This is a genomic window from Mucilaginibacter sp. OAE612, assembly GCF_041806395.1.
Classification (GTDB): domain Bacteria; phylum Bacteroidota; class Bacteroidia; order Sphingobacteriales; family Sphingobacteriaceae; genus Mucilaginibacter; species Mucilaginibacter rubeus.
The window spans coordinates 3775896-3800956 of record NZ_JBGMUW010000001.1 but is presented as its reverse complement, the minus strand read 5'-3'; the positions used below and the strand labels follow the sequence as shown (position 1 = coordinate 3800956).

Genomic DNA, 25061 nt, shown 5'->3' with positions numbered 1-25061 from the left:
CGGCGGAAAATATTGCAGCCGCTTTGGTATAGCAATTGGCAGGCGTGCCATAATTAACGCAGGCAAGAGCAATTAAAACTAAAACACTGCAACCCGCTCCGGCCGCGAACAAATAATCTCATACAAAAAATGAAAAAACTTCTCTTATTTATTGCTTTAGGCCTTACTTTACTTTTAGCCTATGCCCAGGCAAACGCTGCATCATTACCAGATAGCACCACAATTAAAGACACCGTAAAAACTAAACCCGAACCATTTGCCTTTGGCGATTTTACCTGGCTTAACGGCAACGACCGCCGTCATAAAGCCCTGCTCGATACTAAATACTTTACCGGTCGTTTCCTGCTTGATTTTAACTATACCGCTTCAAACAATAACCCGATAGACCATACCGTGGTTGGTTCAACCGCTCTGGCGCGTGACCATGAGTTTGAGATCTCGACGGTAGCTTTCGGCGGAGATTTTCATTATGATAACGTGCGTGCCAGCGTACTTACCCAATTTGGTACGCGATCAACTGTAGTGCCCCGTAACGACTTCAGTGTTACCCGCGGACAGTTTGATCTTTCAACAGCTTACCGCTACCTGAGCGAAGCCAACGCCGGTTACCATTTTAATGTGTTGAACGGTATCAACGTTGATGCAGGTTTGTTCATGTCGTACGTAGGTTTGTTCTCGTACTATAATGCCGAAAACTGGGCTTACCAGCCATCCTTCACCAGTGATAATACGCCATGGTTTTTTAACGGTGTGCGTGTGCAGATCTTTGTATCGGACAAACTGAAAATTGAGCCTTGGCTGATTAACGGCTGGCAATCATACGGGATGTTTAACAGCAGGCCAGGCATTGGTGGTCAGGTTCTTTGGCGCCCTAAAGAATGGCTTCAGGTGCTAAGTAATAACTATTATGGTGCCGATACCCAGGATAAACCGGGTCGTAAGCGCTTCCATACTGATAACAGCGTGGAGGTACGTTATTACAAAAATAAAAACACTTTCGTAAACAGTGCGGCCTTCTCTATAACAGGCGACCTTGGCGATGAAAAAGGCGATGGCGTTAACGGTTTCAAATCCGATCCTGTTAAAGGGCCGGCCCAATACTTTGCCAGCGCCATGTTTTATCACCGTATGGTAATGGCTAACGGCCATTTAGGCTGGACAGTAGGTGGTGGTGTGATGAACAACCCCGGCCGTTACCTGGTGCTTTACCCAACGGGCGATGCCAACCCCATCCCGGCAGTGGGCACAGGTGCAGTTGGTACACATCCGTTCTCGGCTAATCCCGGCGATAAGTTCCATGCTTATGACTATTCAACTACCGTGGATCTGATGCCTAACGATTACCTGACTTTCAGGATGGAAGTGGTACACCGCCATGCCGATGTTCCTTACTTTGCCGGTCATGGTGGCGTTACATCTCCTGATGGTTATAATACTACACCACTTGGCGGTACTAATTTTGTCCCCGATTTGGTGAATTCTGAAACAAGATTTATAGCTGCCTTATTGGTGCGTTTTTAAGCGCAAAGAGGCGTGTAACATAAACGTACTTTAAAACCGCGATAACTTATCCCGTTTGGATTGCAGGGCTAGGTTTAGTAAAGGTTGGAGGCCGGGTTTTGCCGCCCGGCTTTTTTATGCCCTTAATTTTAAGATTAAATAGTAAACAAAATGAAAAATTCAATTAAAATGATCATCATCACAATGATGATAAGTATACAGGCGAACCGACTTGTGGCACAAAACACAAATGCAAACGCAGGTATTTATTTAACTGTACAGGATTACAAAGCCGGCAGGCTAAGCTATGTGCCCGAAGCTGGTGAAAAACTAAAAATCAATGATTTTTTTGGAGGAAAGCACATCAGCGTTAAAGCCGGAAGTAAAAAGATCAGTCTGTTAAAGGGCAATGTTTTTGGCTACCGCGACGGAGGTAAAAATTACAGGTTTTATCAAAATGAAGCATATGAGATACTTGACACAGCCGGTTTTCCGCTTTATACACATGCACAAATAATACCGCAAGGAAAAGGCTATGCCCGCTACGAAAAGTATTTCTTCAGTGCCGCTATAGCAACGCCTGTTTTAAACTTAACTGTAGCAAATGTGTACAAGAGTTTCCCTGACCAAAATGATTTCAGGTATAGCATCCGCAATTACTTTCACGGCGATGCTGATCTGATGGCTTATGATAGTATTAACAAAGGGTATCAGATCAAATACCTGTATTTTGAACATCAGCATGCAAAGGGTATTCAGCATGCGTCTCTATAAAATAATTAAAATTGATTTCAAAACCAAACAGTAATCCCGGCGCGGAGCCGGGACTGTTTACTTTTCTAAAGCTTGTTTGATATCCGCTATCAAATAATATGGATCTTCCAAACCAATATACATCCGGATTAATTGATGATGGTCGTTATCGGCCGAATACTCATCCTCACTAAAAGAAGCGATGGCCGGCACAACAAGGCTTTCATGACCTCCCCAGGAAACAGCAAGCAGGATATGCTGCAGGCTATTACAAAACTTTTCGATTTTGCCGAATGTGCTGTTTTTTAATATAAGGCTAAACAGGCCCCCGCAGCCCTGCATTTGTTGGCTAACTAAATCGGCCTGATTGAATTTGGGACTAAAAGGCCAGATCACCTCCTGTACAGCCGGATGGGAGGCAAGCCATTCTGTAATGAGTCTGGTACTTTCAAAACTGCGTTGCAGCCGGAGCGGGAGCGTTCTTAATCCCCGCAAAAGCAGCCATGCCGAATGGGGCGACAGCGCCGGACCGGTATTCATGAACTCGTGCTCAAAGATTTTTTTAAGCATAGCCTTGCTGCCGGTAAGCACACCTGCCACAACATCCGAATGGCCGCCGATATATTTTGTTGCTGATTGCGCCACAAGATCAACCCCCATTGATATGGGCTGCTGATAAAGGGGACTACAGTAGCTGTTATCAATCATGGTTGTGATGCCCCTTGATTTGGCAAAGCCGGTCACTTTTCTGATGTCCTGTAAGGCATAACAAAATGTATTAGGGCTTTCGAGGTAAATTAAGCGGGTTTGCGGAGTTGCAGCTTGTTCAAAATTTTCAAAAACTGTTCCGTCAATAAATGTGGTTGTAATGCCAAATTTGGGTAAAAAGTCTTTAAATAATTTAATTGTCCAACTGTACAGGTTATCCACGGCAATAATATGATCACCGGATTTTAACAGCGATAAAATGGGGACACTTATAGCACTGATACCGCTGCTGAACAGCAGGGCGTCTTCCGCGCCATCTAACGCGGCGAGTTTTTTCCTGAGTATAGTGAGTGTGGGATTTTGTCCCCTTGAGTACAGGCTGCTTTCAAATTCATCATTCATTGCCCCCCTAAGTGCTGCAACGTCTTTAAAACAGAAATTGCTTGATTGCATAATTGGCGGCGAAACGGCGTTAAAGTAGTTCTCTCTTTCCTCCCCAAGCTCATTTAAAATAAATGACAAATCCATAATTAAAGTATAGTGTTAGGTTTTTGGCTTCGTTTTGTGATATAGTAGATAATAAGGCCGGCAATAAAAGCACAGATGCATATTAAAGCAGCCTGTGGGTTTTCAATAAAAATGCTGATAGTAACAAACCAATAGGTTGTAATAAATATGACAGGTATAACAGGGTACCATTTCATGATATAGATGCCTGTATTATTGAGATGTTTGGTTTTGCGCCGTAAAACGAAGATCGTTATAGCTGCAGTTGAGAGGCCAATGGTGTCAAAAAACATTACATAATTTAATATGTTTTGAAACGAATTGGCAAAAAACAGGATAATGAGCACCGCGCCAACAAAAAAGCTCAATCCAAACTCCTGTACCTGGGTTTGGCTGTTTACACGTTTAAAGCGGGCAGGTAATATACCATCTTCGGCCATGGCGTAATAAACACGCGGGTTGGCCATAATATTAACGTTAACGAAAGCCAGTACCGAAACAAACATAAGCAGCGATACTATTTTATATCCCGCAGCACCAAACAAAACCCCTGCAAGGGTTGCCGCTAACGTAGTTTTATGCTGTAGCCCGCTGATACCTAAAACCGAATAATAGGCAAAGTTGATAAGCATGTATAATGATATCACGGTAGCTATTCCAAAAAATATAGCCTTGGGGATATTGATCTTCGGGTTTATAATATCGCCTCCAAAATTTATAGTTTGCTGATAACCGCCATAGGTAAAAAATACAGCTACCAAACTTATTCCGAACGCGCTTATATTGTTATTATTATGATATGCGATAACTTCTTTGGTAGCATTGATGTTACCTTTAAATACTGCCGCACACAAAATCAGGATCATGCCTATTTTAAAAAGCGTAAGTACGTTTTGAGTACGGGCACTCATTTTAATGCCCAGGTAGTTGATAATATATAAAACAACCACGGAAGTAATGGTCATGATTTTGATGCCCGCATCGTTTTGCAGGCTTTGTGGCATAATAATGGGGTTAATGTATTCCGCGCCTATCAATGCTACGGCAGCTACCGAAGCAGCGTTGCTGATCACCAACACCCAGTTAATCATAAAAGCAAAAGCAGGGTGGAAGCAATATGAAAACACTTTGTAGAAACCGCCTGTGGTAGGGTAGCGGGCACCAATTTCGGCAAAGGTGAGCGCCCCGCACAGGCTTACTGCTCCCCCAAGCAGCCAGGCTCCGAAATACAAAAGAGGTGTGCTTGAGTTTTTTGCTACTTCTGCCGGTGCTGCAAAAATGCCCATGCCTATTACGAGGCTCACAACAATCATTGAAAGATCAAAGCGGTTGAGTTTCGGGGTTATACTCATGAAATTTTAAAATACCAATTAATCAGGGAAAACACAAAATCTAAATTTAGCATTAATTTGTCAGCAATTGATACGATGAAAGCTTTTATACACAGGTCTTCTATTTTGATTTTTTAATGATCTTAATGAAAGTTTATAACTGTTTTGCAATAAATTGTTGTTGAAAAGGTCGAAAATGCAAGCCATACGCTATATTTACCAGTCCGGTTTTAAATGTTTATATTACAAGGTTAAAATATTGGCAATTAGCAAAATTAACTTGCCGGGTTTGATTGAAATAAAGCAAAAAGTTAAATTTTAACAGATATCTGTTTGACTAATTACCGGTTTAACATAAAAATTGATAAGACTTTAAGATGCAGGGCATACTAAACCTTAAACCTGAATTTAAAAAACGATGATGAAAAAAAAGATATCCATTAAGGATATAGCCAAACTTACCGATACGTCAATAACTACTGTTTCATTTGTTTTAAATGGTAAGGGCCGTATCAGCAAAGAGATCAGTAAGAAGATATTGGATGTGGCCCAAAAAAATGGTTATGAACCTAATCGTATGGCGGTTGGTTTGCGTACGGGTGTTTCAAAAGTTATCGGGCTGATAGTGGAGAGCATTGGCGGGCCGTTTTTTGGAGAGATGGCAAAGGTTATTGAAGAGGAGGCTGAAAAAGACGGCTATCGTATTATTTATTGCAGCACCAACAATAACTTGCAAAAAGGTAAGGATATGATCAGGATGCTAAGCCAGCAACTGGTTGATGGTTATATTATTACCCCGATGAGGGGGCTGGAAAAAGATATCCAGAACCTGGTTGATAATGAAAAACCTGTAGTGCTTATTGACGGATATTTCCCCGGGACAAGCATCCCTCATGTGCTGGTTGATAATTATACAAGCGCCTACAACGCGGTTGATTGTTTTGTACGATCGGGATATAAAAATATCGGGATGGTGACTGCCGACCTCGGGCTGATCCAGCTAAACGACCGGAGCCTGGGCTACAAAGCTGCTTTAAAAGATAATAACCTGAAAGATAGCAGTAAGATGGTTTTAAAGGTTCCCTTTGATATGGACAAGAATGACGGGGTTGAGGCTGTTAAAGCATTTATTGAAAAGCAAAAACAAATGGATGCTGTTTTCTTTACCACCAATTATTTGGGTACCATGGGTTTGCAGGCCATCAAAGATCTTAAGCTTAGTATCCCCGATGATTTGGCGGTGATAAGTTTTGATGATAATGAAGTGTTTAGCTTATACCCACCGGGTATCACTACCATACAACAACCTACTTACGATATTGCAAAATCGGCAATTGATATTTTAATGGCGCAGATCAACACCCATAAACTTGATGCTTCAAAAATTGATCTGAAAATCCCGTCGAAACTGATTGAGCGGGGATCAACCCTGTCGAAGGCCACAGCGTGACAATAGTTTAGTATTGGTGCACGGATATCCTTAAAAATCATTTGGTAAAACGTTTTATTTAATTAGCTTTGAACACTGATGCTGCTCACCTGGTTAGTTAGAACCGGTTGGGGTAGTAGGGGGCTAACTCCACCATAGTTCAACTGCTTCATAGTTCTTTTTTGATAATATTGTTTAATTAAAAAACGCCTGTTGTTTGAAGAGCAACAGGCGTTTGTTTTTGAACAAATTGAAAGGAAACTATTAATAATATTACAGAGGAATATGTTTTAATGATAAAACGTTTTATCTATATTTGGATGGTTTATCATTATCAATCGCAAAAACCAAAACTATTCATGAAAAAAATATTTATTTTCTCACTATTCTTAATTTCGGGCTTGTTCATGGGTTTGAATGCCAATGCGCAGGAAGTTTTTAAACAAAAAGGCTACCAGGTAACTTTTATCAGTAAGGATGCTGCATTTAGCACAGATTTGAAAGACAGGCTGATCAAAACCTTTTTTGAAGTGTATCCAAAACTTTCAAAGGAGTACAACAAAAAAACATCTAAAAAAGTAACGTTTGTTATCGATACCGCTTATGACGGCGTAGCTGCTACCGGAAATGATACCGTAGTATTCAGCGCGAAATACATGACCAAACATCCCGGCGATATTGACGTGGTTACTCACGAAGTAATGCATATTGTGCAGGCTTATGGCAACAGCGACGGCCCCGGCTGGTTAACCGAGGGGATTGCCGATTATGCCCGTTTTAAATTTGGTGTTGACAACGCCGGGGCCAAATGGGCATTACCCGCATTTAAATCGACCCAAAATTATGATAATGCTTACCGTGTAACTGCACGCTTTTTGCTTTGGGCGGAAAAAAACGCAAAGCCCGATCTGGTAAAAATACTTGATAAGCAACTGCGTGAACATACTTTCACCAACGATAGCTGGAAAACCCTTACCGGTAAAACAGTGGATGAGTTGTGGGCCGCTTACGCTTCAAATCCCGCGGTTTAAACCGTTTGTTACAGGTATCTGTAACAAATACCACGTACTCCCATATTTAGCGGGCTGCTTTACATAAATTAGTTGCTTTGTTAAAAAGAGGTTACAAGGCCAGGGGCCGCGACGCAGAATTTCCTCATATATGAGAGGAAACAATGAATATACTTAAGATTACAATGAGAAGAATACTTACAGCATTATTAATAGGTTCGGCCGTTTATAGCCAGGCTCAAACCAAAACAGAAAAGCTGGTTGATTATATTAACCCTATTATAGGTACACAGCGCATGGGGCATACTTATCCGGGGGCAACGGTGCCGTTTGGTATGGTACAGTTAAGCCCTGAAACGGACACTGCCAGCTACGAAAAAGACGGTCACTACAATCCTGATGTATACAAATATTGTGCAGGATATCAGTATGACGATAAAACGATAGTAGGCTTTAGTCATACCCACTTCAGCGGTACCGGTCACTCAGATTTGGGCGACTTTTTAATTATGCCAACCGTTGGGGCTTTGAAACTTAATCCGGGTGTGGCCGATAAGCCCGGCAGCGGCTACCGTTCGGCATTTTCGCATCAGAATGAGGTTAGCGGGGCCAACTATTATAAAGTAAAACTTGACGCTAATAATATTACTGCCGAGCTAACTACCACAGCAAGGGTTGGTTTTCATCAATATACTTTCCCTAAGTCGGATCAGTCGCACATTATACTCGACCTGATGGCCGGGATCTATAACTACCCCGACAAAAATGTATGGACTTATCTTAAAGTAGTTAACGATTCAACAGTTGTAGGCTACCGCCAAACCAATGGCTGGGCCCGCACACGTACTTTGTACTTCGCTATGAGTTTTTCAAAACCTTTTTATCAACATGGGTATAAAAAGTACGATAAACGCGAGGTGTACGGCGGTTTCTGGGGTAAATTCAATCAAACCAAAAACTTTCCTGAAATTGCCGGCAGGCAGATCCGCAGCTACTTTGACTTTAAAACAGAAGAAGGGGAGAAGATCAAAATTAAGTTTGCCATATCTCCCGTAAGTATGGACGGCGCGCTAAATAACATGCGTACCGAAGCACCGGGTTGGGACTTTGATAAGGTGAAAAACGATGGTCAGCAGCTTTGGGAACAGGAACTGCATAAAATTGAGATAGCCGGAAGTAAGGAAACCAAACAAAATTTCTATACCTCCATGTACCATACCATGATCAATCCTACGTTGTACATGGATGCTGATGGTCAATACAAAGGCCTTGATCAAAATGTACATAAGGCTGATGGTTTTACCAATTACACTACATTTTCGCTTTGGGATACTTACAGGGCATTACACCCGCTGTTCAATATCATTGAGCCGAAACGTAACGCGGATATGATCCAGTCGATGCTGGCCCATTTTGATCAAAGTCCGGAGCATATGCTGCCGGTATGGTCAAACTCCGGTAACGAAAACTGGTGTATGAGCGGTTACCACAGCGTTGCTGTAATTGCCGATGCTGTAATAAAAGGTAATGTGAATTTTGATGCTAATAAAGCGCTTGATGCCTGCGTTACCACCGCCCGCCACCGCGATTATGAAGGTATTGGTGAGTATATGGATAAAGGATACATCTCTGATGAGAAAAGTGGTGTGTCTGTATCTTCAACCCTGGAGTATGCCTTTGACGACTGGGCAATTGCTCAGCTTGCAAAAAAACTAAACAGAAACGATATCTACGAGGAGTTTGTCAAGCGTTCAGAAAACTATAAAAACGTTTATGACGCCTCAATAGGTTTCATGCGCCCAAAACTGGCCAATGGTTCATTCAGGACTAAGTTTGACCCGTTGAGCACCATTAACGAAGGTTTTATTGAAGGTAACAGCTGGAACTATACGCTATTTGCGCCTCAGGATCCTGAAAGCCTGATCAAACTGATGGGCGGTGATAAGCGCTTTGTACGTTACCTGGATTCATTGTTTACCATGAACTTGCCCGATAAATATTTTGCCGAAACAGAGGATATTACCCGCGACGGTATTATCGGTAACTACGTGCACGGCAACGAGCCATCGCACCACGTAGCCTACTTGTACAACTGGACCGATAAACCTTGGAAAACGCAGGAACGCGTACGCATGATTTTACCAATGATGTACAAGCCAACCCCCGATGGTTTAGGAGGCAATGATGATACAGGCCAGATGAGCGCCTGGTACATATTCACCTCACTTGGTTTTTACCCGGTTGCTCCGGGTTCAGATCAATATTCAACCGGTAGTCCGGCTATTGACCATGCGATTATTAATTTGGATAATGGTAAAAAGTTTACCATCAATGTAAAAAATCAAAGTGCCAAAAATGTTTATGTGCAAAAGATGGCACTGAATGGCAAACCGCTTGATAAGCTATTCATTAGCCATGATGAGATCATGAACGGAGGTGAGATTACTTTTTACATGGGCGCCAAGCATAAATAGAGATTGGTTTTGATTTCGGATTTCCGATTTCGGAGTTAAAAAAGGGCTTTCCGCATTGGAAGGCCCTTTTGTAGTTGACTTTATTGGAGGATAGCTCACGATTGCAACATGCCAAAGAAACGTTATTACTGAGCACGAAGCAATGCCAAACTCTACAAAGCGGCTTTGCAAACCGGGATCGTCGTGCTTCCATGTTTTAAACAGCTTTTACATGTAATATGGCAGTGAGCTATAGTTGGCTGTTTTCATAAAATTCAGCTCTTATTTGCAATAAGATAGCTTTTTTTAGTTTGCTCTAATTCAAGAAACTTTTGTTGTATAGTTTCAATCATTGTTTTTAATATTAAAAGTTAAAAAAAATGAAAGAGCTACAGGTAGCAGGTGTATTCCGGATTCGAACCGGCACTCATGTATTGCTACATGTTTTCAACCATCGAAGTAGCACCCACTTACGGCATCTTTCATTACTTACCCCCGAAGGGTGAAGTTTTTTTGTTTAAAATCAGGGAGTAAAGAGCGATGAATGGTAGCGCTTGGCTTGACAGGCGAAGTAACGCTTACCAACGGCATCTTTATTCCTGATTGCAACAGGTTTAGGTAAAAGAAATTTATGAACAACAGGCCAAAGGCAATGGCTAACAAGTGGTTCAGTCGTCCCATGCTCCAAACTGTCTGAGCTACTTTAGCTTGCGGCTAAAGGCCGGATTTTTACCGGCGACCCTGGGGTTAAAAGCGAAGTAATACTTATTTACGGCACTTTAACCTGTTGTTCATTTAAAAAAATAAGGGCAATGGTCAACAAATCTTCTGCATTATGCTCTAACCAACTGAGCTACCGCGGTTACCAGCGGCCGGGTTCGAACCGGCGACCCTAACGTCCCAAATCGAAGTAGTACTTGTTTACGGCACCTTATTTTATTTTCAATTTTTTAAAAGAAGGGTAATAAGCTATAAGTGCTTGCTTACACTGCGTTCTAATCGTTTAAACTACCCTTTCGGGGCCGGACTCAAACCGGCGTCTCAGTTGGGATCATCGAAGTAACACTTATAAACGACACCTTCTTTTATAAAGAGCAACAGGCGGTAAGAGACTTGGGGGCTTGCAAGCGAGGACTCGAACCTCCATCATGACCTTCATCACAATGCCCTCCCCATTATTGGTTGCGAAGTAACTCTCACCTAACGGCATCTTTATTTCTTTAAGTGCAGGGATGTTAGCCTCCCTGCACGTTTTTATAAATCTATATTGTTAATAATGTTCAGCGCCGAGCTTCCGTTTTCAATTGCCGCTAACACATCAAAAACTTTATCGCTCCAGCCTGCAATTAAATGCACATCGTTTTGCAGTAACTGCAAAGGTACCTGTCCATAGCCCGCCAGGTCAAACAGGTACAGTTTTGCCTGTGGTGCAATGTGTTGTTTGTAGTAAACCCACTGCTCCTGGATATGGTTGCTACCTCCGTTACTGTTCCACAATTGGCAATCGGTAAATAACATTACCTTATCCATTTGTACGCGGCGGGTACTCAGGTCATGGATAACCAGGTAACCATTGGTAGAGTAACCCACTTCACCTTCGCGGCGATAAAACTCCTGCACGTTGCCCAAAATGTTGCCGCGTGGTACAGTAATGGTCTTCCAGCGGTCACCAAACATACCTACCTCCACATTTTTACAACGCGATTGCAGCAGCATCGCCAGCATTAAACCAATATCGTACAATAGTACTTTTGACTTAGCCGAGATCGGTTGCTGCATGGATCCGGACACGTCGCAGGCCAGCAATACGCGGGTATTTTCATCAAAGCCCCTGATATTGGCTGCGCTTGCCTGTACCGCTTTTTCCAATGCATCCAGCAGTTCTCCGGTGTAGCCTTTGTTGCCGGTTATAGCTGCTTTGGCTGCCCTTGCAATGTTTTGCACCGCCGAGGTTGGCGTTATCAGCTCACGGTAAGCAGCCAGGTAGCGGAATGGAAATTGTTTGGCTTTAGCCACCTGTTCGCCGTCGGCAATGGTTGTACACACTTTTTTAAAGTGGGCATAGCTTACGCCGGCTTCCTGGATATTGCGCAGGTTACGCAGCAAAGCCATATAACCCAATTTACCGCTGTCAATCAGTTCCTCCCATTTGGCACGGAACGCTATTGCTTTAGCTTCGGCGCTATCAAAATTTAGCTGACCAAGGGCCGAGAGTTCTGTTTCCCAGGTGTAAGGCGTTTGCAGCTCGTTTGTGGCTATCTTGTTAAAGATCAACTGCTGCAGCTCATCTTTAGCACGTGGGTGCACCAGGAACAAAGCGTCGCGCATTTTAATAGCGCCATCGCGGTTATATTTAGCAAACTGGTATTCGTCAAAGCGGTTAAAAGCCTGTGATAAACCTTTTTGCATTTGCTTTGACAAGCGGTTGAGCTTTTTAGTGCCCTTACGCTGGTTTAATGTTTCGTAGCAGGCCAGCAGCTCGGTGATCTCATCTGCGCGACCGATAACCCCGTCGGTAACCCGGGCAACCAGATCGTTGCCCGAGTGCAGCTTAGCCAATTCGGTAACCAGCACCAGCGGCACCGAACGCATATACATTTTGGTACGTGCATAAACTGCCAGTTTACCAACAAATACCGGGTTGCATTTAGCTATCAAATTACGCAGGCGCTCCATACGTGCCTGGTCTTTTTCATAAAAGGTGTCGTTTAAGCTCCAGGTTACTACCGTGGTGTACAATTCCAGTTCGGCACTCATGGTAAAGGCTTTTGCACCTTCATGGTTTACCGTTTTGGTTTTTACTCTGCTTAACAGGTTGAATTTCATTTTGAACCTCCTTTATTTTGTTTTGTTGATACAAAGGTTAGAGGCTACTGCGCAGTGTATTTGCGCAGTGAAAAATATTTTTATTTTTTTTGAATTTATTATTACGCTGGGCAGTTGTTAGCTTCTTACAACATTAAAAAAGTGGGTATAAACGAAGAATATTTTAGGTTTTCAACTTTCGGTGCGCAAGCCAGCGTTAGATTCTGTGTTGATATGCAAAAGTTATTTTTTATTTTTGAGTCTTAGGCAGCTTTATGTTAGCCTGTTTAGGGCAGTCCTTCAATTGAAGCGACTGCTCTAACTATTTTCGGATATGTGTGCATTCTGTTGAAGGTAGTCTTTTTCGAATGGTTTGTTGGTTTTGTATATAGTGTATACCATCTCCAATAATTTTCTTTGTACTGCTACAGTAGCTTTCATTTTCACGCTATTTCGGGATACGATCCGGACAAATATAGCTTTATATCTTTCTGAATGTCTTATGGCCGCTAATGCAGGTAAGTGCATGGCTTTTCGTAAATGCTTGTTCCCCCTTTTAGATATCTTGGGTTTGCCCTTAACGGATGAGCCGGATTCTTTTTCCCTGACATCCAGCCCGGCGTAACTGGTCAGCTGCTTTTTACTCCTGATCAGCTCAAAGCCGTTTGTTTCGGCTATGATCACAGTGGCCGTTAATAAGCCGACTCCAGGAATAGTGGTAATGGTAGCCAGTGTTTGTTTTAAATGTTTGTCCTGTGCTACAGCTGTTCTAATCTCAGTAAGTATTTCTTTAAGTTGTTCACCAATCATCTTTATCCTGTCCATCATTCTGCGGATAGTATCTTCCCCCGGAAAAGCTTCGGACTGTTCAGCATGTAGCTGGTTCTTGATCATGGTTCTTTCTGCAATAAGTTGTTCTCTTTCACGGGTTATCTGCCGCAGGGTCCTGAACACCCTTTTGGGTTGTACCCAGTTATCCAGTTTCTTTTCAAGTCCGAACATGGCTATGGCAAAAGACATTGATTTATCGGTAATTGTTTTGATCTCCAGTGTCTTGAAGAAGTTTGAGATCTTGTTGGGCATGACAATACTTACAGCATACCCTTTGCCGGCCAGATAATAAGCAAGGCGCTCGTGGTATACACCTGTGGCCTCCATTACATATCTTAATGGATATTGGGGGATGCTTTGCTTGTTTATCCATACTTCCAGGTTTGCAAATCCTTTTTCATTGTTTGGAAAAATCTTGTTCGCATAAACTGTTATAACTGCCTGCTCATCCATCTTGCCGATAGAAACCACCAGCTCTTTTTGAGCCACATCAATACCTACTACTTGTTTTAATAATCTGCTTGCCATTGATCAAAGTTTTTAACTGTTATAAGTGAAAACCTTTCTTCGTTTTTCCTCCTGTTGGTTATCCTGGATATACTGCCTGGTCGTATTCCTTACATTCTGTTCAAACTCAAAAAAGTAAAGGAGTGAGGCTATATCTAACGCTCAACATGCTCAAGGCTGTTTGGGATTGCTGTGCTCTCACTCTTTTCACTCATAAAATCATTACAATAATATTAGATGTAAACATAGGAGGGATTGTAGTGTAAAGCCCACAGCGAGGGGTGAATTGTGGGTCGGAAAGGCGAGGACTTGCAACGGAAAGCCCGGGCCGTAGGCAACGACATTGTCCGAATCAGAATTTACATAATTTGAGAATTGACTGAATGCTAAACTAATTGAAAAAGATCTTAATCCCTTAATTGGGAGATGATATAAACAAATCCGAAACCGAAAATTCCAAAAATTCCAAATCCGAAATCAATTATGGCGTTACCTGCGGCCCGCGCTATACGCTCATACTGCACAGGTATTAGCCACATTGGCCGGTATCCGCTACTATCGCTAACGCGGAGCTTGGGGTAATTGAAAAAAAAATATTTTTCATAATTATTTTTTAATTTAAATATTGTTTGTATAATTGCATCATGAAAACAACAATATGTATACAGTGTCCATCACCCATACTGATTTATCAGAGGAGATAGCTGTGTATATATAGTAAGTATATAACAACATTAAAAAATCCTCTTAGATAAAAACTAAGGGGATTTTTTGCTTTACAGGGTAGTATATCAATTGGTCAGATTACCACATTTGGGATGTGGAGGCTCCCGGTTCAAGTTCGGGTTACCCTACTGATTTACAGCTGGAAATATAGCTCAATGGTAAGAGCAGCACCCTTATACGGTGTCGGTTAAAGGTTCAAGTCCTTTTATTTCCACAACATGGCCGGTTGCCCGAGTGGTTCAAGGGAGTCCTCTGCAAAAGGAATGTCCGCAAGTTCGAATCTTGTACCGGCCTCTTTTATTTTTGCCTGCGTAATAGCATTACGCCCGGGCCTTAACTTTCATAATCCCGGCGCAGAGCCGGGTATGGATAACTATTGTTTTTACTTATTTAATAGTATTTTTTATGGTATTTGCTGAGTATTTCTTAGCTTCTGTGATGGTTGATGGAAGTTATAAGTCTCAATAAGAATTGCGCACCTTTGGCCTTTCTCAAAACCAGGGGCTTTTGATCTTAATTAAGGCAATATCTATTTAAAACAAATGTTGAGACAGGCAGTAGAGAAATTAAGGGGGAATATGGTTTTGGAAAGGCTTAATATTTCCTCGTCAAATACATCCACAGATTATTTGCTGATAACTGGTTTATGTACTATCGAAGTCTTGCTCATGGTTTGTTGTATCTTGTACAAACGGGTGGCCATTTGAAAACGCTCTTTATAACCTCGTTTCAAGCCTTCTTTCAGAAGTTCAATCTCAGCCTCACTGAGTGTTTGCCTGTTTGCCTCCATATCGTGGCTAATAAATTTATGAAAAATAAGCTGTATGATGAAATTCGAAAAGCCCGTTGATAAGCAAGACTTACGAAGTTTCCAAAACTTCGTAAGTCTGTAAAAAATTAAATCTGTGAGTAAGTTGTTGGCATCAGCATAGTTGACGTTATTTTGCTCACCAGCAGCGCATCGGCATATTCGGGCATAGCGCTGATTTTTTTCCATTGCAGATCACTACCAAAAGCTTTCCAGTGAGCGTTTTTTGCGTCAAGGTCATCAAAGGTGATCATATAGGTAAGATTAGGCCTTTGTGAACCTATTACGGTTTCGCCCCAAAAAACGGGCTTGAAACCGAGGCGTTTAAATACATCTATTTCGCCTTCATCATTAAACATTTCAATCTTCTTTTTACCTGCGGCTTCAGTTGCGCTTTGATACTGCCTCAACTCAAAGATCCTCGTTTTATTTTCGGGTGCTTCCATGTGCGGCATGTGTACAAACGCTTTTAACAAAGAGCTTTCTATCCGTTCATAAGCCGGGGCAGCGGCCGGGGCATTAAGATAAGCGGCGCCTTTGGCCTGCAGTTCTGCATCGCCGGCGAAACTATCGGTCACTGCTGCGAAATGGGCAAGACTGTTAAACTGCACCAGCACAAAAAGCCTGGTTTGGCCTTCGTGCTTCATTTCGGTAAATACGCCTACATGTTTTACACCTAACCGGTTGAAGGCAGGGATAGCAGTATCTTTCAGGAAATCCTCTACCAGTTTTTGCTGTTCCGAATTTTTAAGGTTGTATACCCTTAGTTCATAGTATTCGGCAGCTTTGGGGGGAGTTTCTGTAGCTTTGCTCATGGCAGGTAAAACAGTTGCGGTTACACCGGTTAACAGGGTTGATTTAACAAAGGAGCGCCTTTTCATAGCAGGTTTGATTGTTTGGCTAAGATAGGTTTTTCGGCAAAAAACAAGTGTCACATTTTTGTTTTGAGGGGAAATCCGGTGCTTAAGCATCATCCGAATGTATTATTAAACAGTGCAGGCGGATTCGATTTTGGACAGCCTGCAAATTTCTCTAATTTGGCTTTCCTGCTTTTTGCAGATTATTTTTAATTATGAGCCAGCTAATACTACCCGCCTCCACTTTTGATTTTATGAGGCAACTGAAACAGAACAATAACCGCGACTGGTTTGCCCAACATAAAGAGGCATATCAACAGCAGCTTGAACTGGTGGAGGCTTTTACTGTCGGGCTACTAAACCTGCTCAATACGCATGACGTTATCGAAACGCCCAACGCAAAAAAGGCCCTGCACCGCATCTACCGCGATATCCGTTTTTCAAAAGATAAAACGCCTTTTAAAACTAACTGGAGCGGGAATTTTAAACGGGCGGGAAAGCATCGCCGCGGTGGTTATTATTTTCACCTGGAACCGGGCAATACATTTATAGCAGGTGGCTTTTGGGCCCCGGATACGCCCGATCTTAAGCGGATCCGCGATGATATCGCTTTTGATGCCTCGCCGTTGAAGCAAATCATCGGCAGTAAGGAGTTTACAAAAACTTTTGGCGTTTTAGAAGGCGAACAGCTGAAAACCGCACCCAAAGGTTATGCTGCAGATCATGAAGCTATTAAGCTGCTGCGTTATAAACAGTTTTTAGTAAGACGACGCTTTACCGATGAGGAGGCTTTAAGCCCGGACTTCATCATAAAGGCTTCTGATACTTTTAAAAATATGCGCCCCTTTTTTGATTATATGAGCGATGTGCTCACTGCAAATGTAAATGGCGAGGAAGATTAACTATTAGTGCCTCGTTGAGCCGTCATTAGCCTCGGTGATCTTGCTGAGGTTGTAATGCATCTGCCCGTTATGTTCTTCGCCTTTAATAAGACCTTTATTGTAAAGGCTGACAAGGGTGGTTTTAACCAGCGCGGCGACCTGTTCGTTCACAACGCCGGGCTGCAGGGTTTCCAGTTCTTTCAGTACACTATCCGCCGTACCTTCGCCAATTTGTGCCAGCGCATATATGGCTTTATTTTGCTGGGTATCCAGTGGGTCAAAATGTGAGGGGATGTGCAGTGGTTTATATTCTTCCCTGAATTCTTCGTCGCTTAATGTCATCGTCGTAAAGCTTATAGTAACACTAAACAAACGTTATGAAAGTTTGTGTGATATTTTTAGCTTAAATCCGAAACAATAAACGCGGGCTTGCGGCCCGCGTTCTGTTTTCTTATAGAAAAATAGTTTTTAAACTGTTGAAGGGCTTCTGATAATGCCAAGCAAAAATGAAATTACGGCAATTACCAATAAAGCATGAATTAAACCTGTTGCCGAATAGGCAAACACACTGATCGCCCATCCTATTATCAGGATAACTGCGATGATATACAATAATGATCTCATAGTTTGATGTATTTAGTTTGTTATATATAACACTTTAAAAATCGTGCCATAATTCAATCTTTATTGAAAAATATTATTTATATTGAAAGTAAATTAATTTTATCGAAATAAGGATTATGGCATCTCTCTTGCTATATCTTGATGCTGCACTTAACGCTACATATGAAACCATTCTTTATTACTATAGCTAAAAATTTAACTCTTCTTATAATACCGGACAGTGATGCCCATGCAGACGGTCACCCGGTGTTAACCTATACTTATAGTATTTATCGCCGCGATAAATCAACTTTAGGCAAGCTTAACCAGCCTGATAAGCTTTTGCAGGTAAATAAAAAGAATAATCCCGATTACCTGGGGTATATTACTTTTGAGCAACCCGGAAAAGTTTTTAGTTACGTTGCCGACGGCGAAAATGAGCTATCGCCCGATGAGGTACTGGAAGTGATTGAGGAGATCAATCATTTCAGGGATACGCCGCAATTGTGGATTATTTAAATTATGTATAAACGCGGACAAACGCGAATGCGCTAAATGATTTTTAGCGCATTCGTGTTTTGTGGGAAATAGCAGAGCGTAATGCTTATTTCTTAGTTGGAGGTATCAACTGCATAAAAGTTACAATGCTGCTGGCCTCATATGATTGAATATCGCCGGTTGGGGTAGGCACGGCGTAATTACGATAAGTAAGGTTCCTGCCATCGCGGTTTTTCCAGCCGGTGTTAACGTTGGTTTGGATCCAGCTCAGGTATTGACTCTGGGCACCCTCGTTGATCAGTTGCACTATATATTGCGCGAAAATAGCTTTCAGAACACCCTGTTCGTTAAAATCCCCTTCGGCAGGTAATATACCGTTGGTGCACATATTGTTTTTTACATAATCGGCATATAGTTTGGCGTCGTTAAGGTAAGCTGCATCGTTGGTTTGTTTGTATAAGGCCATGGCTGCACCAATAGCGGTACCAGAATTATAGGTATAGTCCTGACCACCCGGAGGGTTGTTGCCTATTTTGTTATCGTTCACTTTGCCCGATGCATCCACCAAATTAGTTTTCGACCAGGCATAGATAGACTTGGCCTTATTAAGATAAGAGACATCCTTAGTGATATTATACAATTTCATAGCTGCTATAACGGTAGGGAAGTTGATACATGAGTTTTTTCCGCTGTGCTGAAAATCCCAGAACATGCCGCCATCTATAGGGTCATAAGAGCCGTTCCAAACCCTGTCGAACCCGGATTTTGCTTTTTCAAGATAAGTGGCATTGTCGGTAAGCTGGTTGGCGCGCGCCAGGGCAATAACCCACCACATCATATCGTCATAAATAAACCAAACGGTGGTGTTGTTCCAGTTGTAGCCATCGTAATGATTATAATTACCCTGGTATATATCGCCAATGCGGGTAAGCTGTGCAGGGGTTTTGGTACGCTCATAAACATTCATGGCCATATCCCAGTAAATAGCCTGCGTCCATATAGCTGCAACGCCATCTTTTTTAGTGGTGCTGAAATATAGTTTATTATTTGAATCGTAAAAGGCGTTATTGAATGCTGTATAGGCAAGATCGGCATCGGCGCTGCTAAAACCGGTACTATTATCGGTTGGGGTAGTATCCGGTCCCGGTTTAGCGGTAACGGGGGTAATATCTTTGCCCTTGCTGCAGCTTACGATAGTAATGAACAAGTTCAGGATCAAAAAGCAGATTGGTTTTTTCATATGATAAATGTTGGTTAGTAATAGGCTTATGTCTGGTAGAGGAATAAGGTTTTAATTCCTGGTTAATTATTCACAGGCAAGGCAATTATAGGTTTAAAAACGACCGCTGACCAACGTTTTAACCCACAAAAAATCATTAACCCAATTTTTAACCGTGATTTTAACCGGTTGAGGGGGCGTTTTTACGTAAGACATAATAAACTTCGTCATGTTGAACTTGTTTCAACACCCCATTTGCTAAGACGGTGGCAAAGCAAACGTTTATTGAAATTGCTGTTTTTGGTGGTTAAAAGCTGAGTGATCTGCACGGCGGATACCTCAGGGTCCTCTGCGAGAGACCCTGAGGGGACGAGAATATCCTTAGCCCAAGTTTTGCGGGCCTGGATTGATGAGTCGGGTAACTTGGGCTTGCGTATCACAAGTCAGCCAGCACACATCCGAGCCCGCAAGACTTGCGCTAAAAAAAGTAAATAAAAGCTCTAAAAAAATGAAACTGTATTTAACCTTACGCAGGTTTACGTTTTGCGGCAGGTGGTTTAGTTTCCTTTTTCTCTGGCGAAGGTATCGCTGCGGTAACTGGGGGCTGTTGAGGTTTATGCCCGTGTACCAGCCGCTCATGCATGAAGTGTGTAAGCTTATGATGGAATGGTACCAGCACGGAGGCCAGGCATACCAGGATCACCAGTTCAAGCACGGGCAAATGGTTACTGAGGCGCTGTACAAAAGGATGGATAAACAGTGTTAGAAATTCAAAAGCCAGCAGCAGGCATAACACGCTCATAAACTCAATCACCTTGCGGTGGGTACGGCTTTTGCTCAGCAGTAACACTACCAAAAAAAATGTCGGGATAAAAACAGCTATGCCTACCATTTGCAGATTAATTATCCGCGCCTCTTCTTCGCGGTGCTTTTCTTCGGCAATTTCTTCCTGCCGGGCTGCTTCGTTAAAACTTAGCGTTTGGATCTGCTTAATTTTTTCTGCATTGAACATACTGTCTTTAGCGGCGAGGGCGGTTTTTAAATAAAGCAGTTCGAGGTGCTCATTTTTGCCCCGGTACACATCGGTAAGCAGGTTACTGGCGTGAAAAATCCCCTCGGGATATAGCGCAGTTTTTGCGGCATTAAGGGCCAGCGTTGCATAATGGATGCTTGAATCGGCCATACCTTTTTGCTTATAGAGTTGTGCTACGCTGTTATAGCTATCGGCAAGGCTGTTTTGATCGTTTACTTTTGCAGCATAACTTATACTCACCCGGTAATAATCAAGCGCCAGGGCGGTGTGCCCCATTTTATAGTTAATGTCGCCTAAAATGGATAAGGTGTTAGGCATGGTAGCTGTATCTTTCAGGGTTTGCTTTATGGCATAAGCCTGCATCTCATAGTTTAAAGCCGAATCAACCTTGTTAAGCTTGATGTAGCAGTTGCCGATATTGGCCAGAATAATCCCCAGGCGCGCTGTTTCATGCAGTTCTTCGGCGACAGCTTTAGCCTTAAAATGGTAGGATAGGGCTTTTACGTTATCCAATTGGTCGGAGTAAACGATGCCTATATCGCTGAGACTTTTTAAAATACCCAGGCGGTCGTTAATTTCTTCGCGTATTTTTAGTGAGTTGAGCAGAAAAGAAAGGGCCTGGTCATACTTGCCGTTTTTCCATAAAACCACACCCAGGCGGTTCATGCAATCGGCCTCGCCTTTTTTGAACGAGAATTTGCGGGCCAGTTCAAGCCCCTGCTGTGCATAAATCAGCGCGCTATCAGGCTGGGTGGCCTGCAATTGTAAGCTTAATTGGCGTAAAGGTTCAACACCCGCGGTATCATTTTTATGCCGGGCCGCTTCTGATTTTAACCGATTTAATATGTTTTTTTGAGCATAGGTATCCGTGGCGATGCCGGTTAAAAGGCATACGCAAACCATTCCCTTTAGTATGTGGTTTAGCATAAATTATAAAATAAAACAAAGCCCCCATTTTAGGAAGGGGATAGATATACAGGGCAATGATACCAGCCGGATAAAACAGTTTCCTAACTATCCATCGAAGGTTCTTCAGCTGCATTATCCGGGTCGGGCGAAGCTACAAATCCGTCGGCGGCTTCGTCTTCGGGCTCAAGGGCTGTTTCATTATCAGCAAATCCCATTGAGGTATTTTTGTCCCTAAAACCCATAGAGGTGTTTTTGTCGAATGCTTTGGTTGATGTACTCATGGCTTTAATGTTTAAAAATCAGTTTGAGTTCAGTTAATTGCTAAGCGAGCAGGTATATAAATATACATTTATATTTTACTGATGGTCAAATCTTTACGCATTATGTGAAATGCTGTGCCGTTTTATGTGGATAGTTGGCGGTTTTGTGGAAAGTATATTAAATGAGACTGAAAAAACGAAACCGTCAGCTCATAAAGGAGTGGATAAAATAGAAGTGACCGAAACAAATTTTTATACTCGCGACATGGCTTTTTTTCGATGAAGTAAGGCTTCTTTTACATACTCCCCGTGGTTTTTATGCCAGCTGGTTATTTCGGCCGGATCAACAAATTTTATTTCGAGGCTTTCTATGGATGTTTCGATATTGCCGCTAACGTATTTGCATAAATAAAGCACTACTACCGAACTATGGGGCTGCTGAAACTGTCCGGCGGGGACAGCGAAGAATTTAATGATCTCAACCGGTTCAACAATTAGCCGGGCCTCTTCCCAAAATTCACGTTTCATGGCTGTTTCAGGGTCTTCGCCAATATCAACCCAGCCACCGGGCAATCCCCATAAAAAATCGTCGCTGCGATGTTCAACCAGCAGGCGGCCATTGTCATCAAACAAGATACCGTTAACGCCTACTTTGGGTGTGGCATATCCAAGGTCTTTATTAAATCGTTCTTTTAAAACTTCGGTTTCCAGGCCGGTAAATTCGCTGTACTCCTGTGTGGCTATATCCAGCAGCTTTTGATAGCGCTCCATATCGAAAGGGCTTTTGGTATACCTGATACCGGTTTGCGCCAGGGCATAGATGTTTTCAAGCAGGTCGATATAGTTCTTTTTCATATAGTGCCTGCAATATAGCTAACAGCTGATATAACCGGGGTAAAGAAATTATAAAATCATTGTTTAAAGATGTTTGCGGATGGAAGGAATTTATTACTTTTAAAAATCCTTGGATTTTCTTGTACCTGCTTCCTGCCGATTAGGTTCGGGATATACGAGTTCGAATCTCGTTCTGGGCACACTTTATAGTTTCACGGCAATCTATAACTCTTGAGAGTTCGAGTCTCTCTTCGGAAATGAGTACTTTATTCTCTGTCGCATTCACCCTATCATTGGTCGCATATACACCGCAGGCATTATTGCCTTATTGCTGAGATTTGTATCATAATAAAAAACAAATTTTAAACATCAACCACATCAGGAGGTAAATCTTATGAGAAAGATAATCGTTTTAACATTCATGACATTAGATGGCGTAATGCAGGCACCCGGTGGTCCGGAAGAAGATCAATCAGGCAGTTTTAAATATGGCGGCTGGTCGGCACCTTTTATGGATGAGGTTTCTGCTAAACTCATGCAGAAACAAATGGAAGCCACAGACATTCTGTTAGGCCGGAAAACGTTCGATATTTTTGAGGAGTATTGGCCTAAACATGCAGATTACTGGCCAGGTATCAATGATGTAACCAAATACGTATTGTCCAATACAAAGGATAAATCCGATTGGAACAACAGCGTGTTTCTTAAAAGTGTAGATGATATTAAAAAACTGAAAAATTCAGAAGGTTCGGACATCAAAGTTTGGGGCAGCGGAGAATTGGTTAAGCTGTTACTGAAACATGATTTGGTAGACGAGCTTTGGCTTAAAATATACCCGGTACTGCTTGGCAAAGGGAAAACCATATTCAGTGAGGACACCATGCCTACGACTTTGGAGGTAACAGAAAGCACCGTTACACCAAGCGGAGTGGTCTTTGTTAATTACAAACGCGCCGGGGAGGTTAAGACCGGTAATATGGGAGCTTAAAAGGTTTTGGAGGGAGTTGCTCACTCTCCAAAAAGGATCCGCGTCATTTCCTCATAATTATTCAGGAAATGTTTGGTAACCATATAATGCTCCGTTTCTTCGTAATGAATCTGTTTTATGCCCGAATCGTCTAACTGGTAAATGGTTGCGCCCGGGTAGGCTAATAAAATGGGGGAGTGGGTGGCTATAATGAACTGTGAATTTTCATTCACAAGCGTATTGATGAGCGAGAGTGCCGCCATTTGCCTGTTTGGCGATAAGGCGGCCTCGGGCTCATCAAATATGTAAAGCCCGTTGCCGGTAAGCCTGTTGGTTAGCGTTGCCATGAACGATTCGCCGTGTGAGCATTCATGAAGCGACCTTACTCCGTATTGCCGTTCAAACCTGCCTTTGTCGTTTTCATAAACGTTTTCCATATAGGTGGCTACGTTATAAAAGCTTTCGGCCCGAAGAAAGAAATGATCGGTTGGCTTTTTGTAGCTTTTTATACCGGTTAAATAATTGAAAAGTTGCGACGAATTATTATGCGTTTGAAACTGCGCGTTTTTTGAGCCGCCCTCGATACTGAAACCCATATGCAAAGCGATGGCTTCTACCAGTGTTGATTTCCCCGAACCATTTTCGCCAATGATAAAAGTAACATCGCGATGGAACTTTAATGACTTTAGGCTTCTGATGGAAGGGATGTGAAATGGATAGGCATCAAAAGATGGTACCGTATCGCGTTTCAGTTGGATCTCCTGGAGAAAAGGTTTAGCTTCCATAGTAGGGTAAAGATAGGGATTGGAGGTGAATAAAGATTATAATCGAAATAGCTTAGCCAGTGCACGATATATCACCCATACAACAGGATAACACATCGCAATTGCCAATATTATTAATGATATAGCATAGAGATCTTTACTGAATTTATATGTTAAATCAACCTTTGATAATATTACTATTTCGGCTCCCAATATCAATATATACAATGCCATTGTTTATAGTAAACTGGTGTATAAAATTGATGGGGTTTTGCGCCTGCTTGACTGTCTCGTTTTGCTCAATTCTTTGTTGTGTTATATTAAAAATGAGTGTCTCGATTTGGTCATTTATGGAAGGCCACATATCGTAATTGTCCAATGCAAAATCTCTATAGATCGATAAAAATTCTAATATTTCAATACGCAGATAGTCGTAGTGTTCCGGGCGGAATGCTTCCTGCAGCTCATCGCTAAACTGGTATAACGAACCCATTTTGTCACCGGCCATCGTATCATTTAACGCGATGCGGTCCATTACTTCGCATGCTTTTTGTAACCCGATATTATTGCTATTGAGTTTATAATAAATTAGCCCGAGCAATACATTGCCTATAATAGTTGCATTGCTTATACCTATTTTGTCTTTGATAAGTACCTTTGCTTCTGTAACGCTCTTGCTCATTGAAAGCTCAATGAAAAAATAATCCGGAATATCTTCTGTAGTGATGATGATATCATCGGCCCATTTTACAGCTTCGGCTTTTGTAATTAGTTCCCATTGCAGGCCCCAATAAAATACTTCAAGCAAGAGGTTATATGGTTGCGGTGATGTGGACATTTAACGATTTATGATGGAGGTGTAAGTTAA

The 25061-nt window shown here is 42.2% G+C and carries 22 protein-coding genes and 3 tRNA genes; 11 read left to right on the top strand and 14 right to left on the bottom strand.

All coding sequences use genetic code 11. From position 1 onward, the window contains the following. The first annotated feature begins 129 nt into the window (after window positions 1–129). Complete coding sequence (locus tag ABID99_RS15770) at window positions 130–1521, top strand: outer membrane beta-barrel protein (protein WP_373614293.1); 1392 nt, start codon at window positions 130–132, stop codon at window positions 1519–1521. A gap of 150 nt (window positions 1522–1671) precedes the next feature. Then, on the top strand, window positions 1672–2274 hold the full coding sequence (locus ABID99_RS15765) for a hypothetical protein (RefSeq protein ID WP_373614292.1): 603 nt from the start codon (window positions 1672–1674) through the stop codon (window positions 2272–2274). A 57-nt stretch (window positions 2275–2331) separates the two neighbouring features. Here the strand turns inward: ABID99_RS15765 and ABID99_RS15760 are convergent, their stop codons facing one another. Both ABID99_RS15760 and ABID99_RS15755 read right to left on the bottom strand, forming a co-directional pair. Next, window positions 2332–3489, bottom strand: coding sequence for a PLP-dependent aspartate aminotransferase family protein (locus ABID99_RS15760; RefSeq protein WP_373614291.1), 1158 nt, complete (start codon window positions 3487–3489; stop codon window positions 2332–2334). A gap of 2 nt (window positions 3490–3491) precedes the next feature. Next, on the bottom strand, window positions 3492–4820 hold the full coding sequence (locus ABID99_RS15755) for an APC family permease (protein WP_090524233.1): 1329 nt from the start codon (window positions 4818–4820) through the stop codon (window positions 3492–3494). Between the two features lie 397 nt (window positions 4821–5217). Here ABID99_RS15755 and ABID99_RS15750 point away from each other — a divergent pair, with 397 nt between their 5' ends. From ABID99_RS15750 to ABID99_RS15740, 3 genes are all read left to right on the top strand, one after another. After that, a complete protein-coding gene (locus ABID99_RS15750; protein WP_373614290.1) occupies window positions 5218–6249 on the top strand; it encodes a LacI family DNA-binding transcriptional regulator in 1032 nt (343 codons plus the stop codon). Between the two features lie 338 nt (window positions 6250–6587). Then, a complete protein-coding gene (locus ABID99_RS15745; protein WP_090526159.1) occupies window positions 6588–7259 on the top strand; it encodes a basic secretory protein-like protein in 672 nt (223 codons plus the stop codon). Between the two features lie 143 nt (window positions 7260–7402). Further along, window positions 7403–9712 (top strand): GH92 family glycosyl hydrolase, encoded by a 2310-nt coding sequence (locus ABID99_RS15740; protein WP_373614289.1) that lies wholly within the window; start codon window positions 7403–7405, stop codon window positions 9710–9712. Window positions 9713–10945: 1233 nt separating this feature from the next. On the opposite strand, the gene ABID99_RS15735 is transcribed toward ABID99_RS15740, so the two are convergent. Together ABID99_RS15735 and ABID99_RS15730 are read right to left on the bottom strand one after the other, a co-directional pair. Next, complete coding sequence (locus ABID99_RS15735) at window positions 10946–12517, bottom strand: TROVE domain-containing protein (RefSeq protein WP_373614288.1); 1572 nt, start codon at window positions 12515–12517, stop codon at window positions 10946–10948. A 297-nt stretch (window positions 12518–12814) separates the two neighbouring features. Next, window positions 12815–13855 (bottom strand): IS110 family transposase, encoded by a 1041-nt coding sequence (locus ABID99_RS15730; protein WP_091169225.1) that lies wholly within the window; start codon window positions 13853–13855, stop codon window positions 12815–12817. A 759-nt stretch (window positions 13856–14614) separates the two neighbouring features. On the opposite strand from ABID99_RS15730, the gene ABID99_RS15725 reads away from it, so the two are divergent. From ABID99_RS15725 to ABID99_RS15715, 3 genes are all read left to right on the top strand, one after another. Next, a tRNA-Pro gene (locus ABID99_RS15725) sits at window positions 14615–14688 on the top strand. Between the two features lie 13 nt (window positions 14689–14701). Beyond that, a tRNA-Ile gene (locus ABID99_RS15720) sits at window positions 14702–14774 on the top strand. Window positions 14775–14780: 6 nt separating this feature from the next. Then, window positions 14781–14854: transfer RNA gene (locus tag ABID99_RS15715), tRNA-Cys, on the top strand. A gap of 331 nt (window positions 14855–15185) precedes the next feature. On the opposite strand, the gene ABID99_RS15710 is transcribed toward ABID99_RS15715, so the two are convergent. Beyond that, window positions 15186–15350: a hypothetical protein gene (locus ABID99_RS15710; RefSeq protein ID WP_176623620.1), complete on the bottom strand. Its 165-nt coding sequence runs from the start codon at window positions 15348–15350 to the stop codon at window positions 15186–15188. 107 nt (window positions 15351–15457) lie between these two features. Then, complete coding sequence (locus tag ABID99_RS15705; RefSeq protein WP_373614287.1) at window positions 15458–16249, bottom strand: NIPSNAP family protein; 792 nt, start codon at window positions 16247–16249, stop codon at window positions 15458–15460. 191 nt (window positions 16250–16440) lie between these two features. Between ABID99_RS15705 and ABID99_RS15700 the strand changes: the two genes are divergently transcribed. Continuing rightward, on the top strand, window positions 16441–17127 hold the full coding sequence (locus ABID99_RS15700; protein WP_373614286.1) for a DUF2461 domain-containing protein: 687 nt from the start codon (window positions 16441–16443) through the stop codon (window positions 17125–17127). Window positions 17128–17130: 3 nt separating this feature from the next. On the opposite strand, the gene ABID99_RS15695 is transcribed toward ABID99_RS15700, so the two are convergent. Both ABID99_RS15695 and ABID99_RS15690 read right to left on the bottom strand, forming a co-directional pair. Continuing rightward, complete coding sequence (locus ABID99_RS15695) at window positions 17131–17448, bottom strand: hypothetical protein (protein WP_373614285.1); 318 nt, start codon at window positions 17446–17448, stop codon at window positions 17131–17133. Between the two features lie 126 nt (window positions 17449–17574). Then, window positions 17575–17730: a lmo0937 family membrane protein gene (locus tag ABID99_RS15690; RefSeq protein WP_112652139.1), complete on the bottom strand. Its 156-nt coding sequence runs from the start codon at window positions 17728–17730 to the stop codon at window positions 17575–17577. A gap of 162 nt (window positions 17731–17892) precedes the next feature. Here ABID99_RS15690 and ABID99_RS15685 point away from each other — a divergent pair, with 162 nt between their 5' ends. Further along, a complete protein-coding gene (locus tag ABID99_RS15685; RefSeq protein ID WP_090524273.1) occupies window positions 17893–18228 on the top strand; it encodes a hypothetical protein in 336 nt (111 codons plus the stop codon). An 85-nt stretch (window positions 18229–18313) separates the two neighbouring features. On the opposite strand, the gene ABID99_RS15680 is transcribed toward ABID99_RS15685, so the two are convergent. From ABID99_RS15680 to ABID99_RS15665, 4 genes are all read right to left on the bottom strand, one after another. After that, window positions 18314–19447, bottom strand: a complete 1134-nt coding sequence (locus ABID99_RS15680; protein ID WP_373614284.1) for a glycoside hydrolase family 76 protein — start codon at window positions 19445–19447, stop codon at window positions 18314–18316. A 505-nt stretch (window positions 19448–19952) separates the two neighbouring features. Further along, entirely contained in the window at window positions 19953–21386 is a 1434-nt protein-coding gene (locus tag ABID99_RS15675) for a tetratricopeptide repeat protein (RefSeq protein ID WP_373614283.1), read from the bottom strand. 83 nt (window positions 21387–21469) lie between these two features. Then, window positions 21470–21649, bottom strand: a complete 180-nt coding sequence (locus ABID99_RS15670; protein WP_373614282.1) for a hypothetical protein — start codon at window positions 21647–21649, stop codon at window positions 21470–21472. 231 nt (window positions 21650–21880) lie between these two features. Continuing rightward, window positions 21881–22483 (bottom strand): NUDIX hydrolase N-terminal domain-containing protein, encoded by a 603-nt coding sequence (locus ABID99_RS15665; protein ID WP_373614281.1) that lies wholly within the window; start codon window positions 22481–22483, stop codon window positions 21881–21883. 373 nt (window positions 22484–22856) lie between these two features. Here ABID99_RS15665 and ABID99_RS15660 point away from each other — a divergent pair, with 373 nt between their 5' ends. Then, complete coding sequence (locus ABID99_RS15660) at window positions 22857–23450, top strand: dihydrofolate reductase family protein (protein ID WP_373614280.1); 594 nt, start codon at window positions 22857–22859, stop codon at window positions 23448–23450. 20 nt (window positions 23451–23470) lie between these two features. On the opposite strand, the gene ABID99_RS15655 is transcribed toward ABID99_RS15660, so the two are convergent. Continuing rightward, window positions 23471–24214, bottom strand: coding sequence for an AAA family ATPase (locus tag ABID99_RS15655; RefSeq protein ID WP_373614279.1), 744 nt, complete (start codon window positions 24212–24214; stop codon window positions 23471–23473). 157 nt (window positions 24215–24371) lie between these two features. After that, entirely contained in the window at window positions 24372–25031 is a 660-nt protein-coding gene (locus tag ABID99_RS15650) for a hypothetical protein (RefSeq protein WP_373614278.1), read from the bottom strand. Window positions 25032–25061 lie beyond the last annotated feature (30 nt).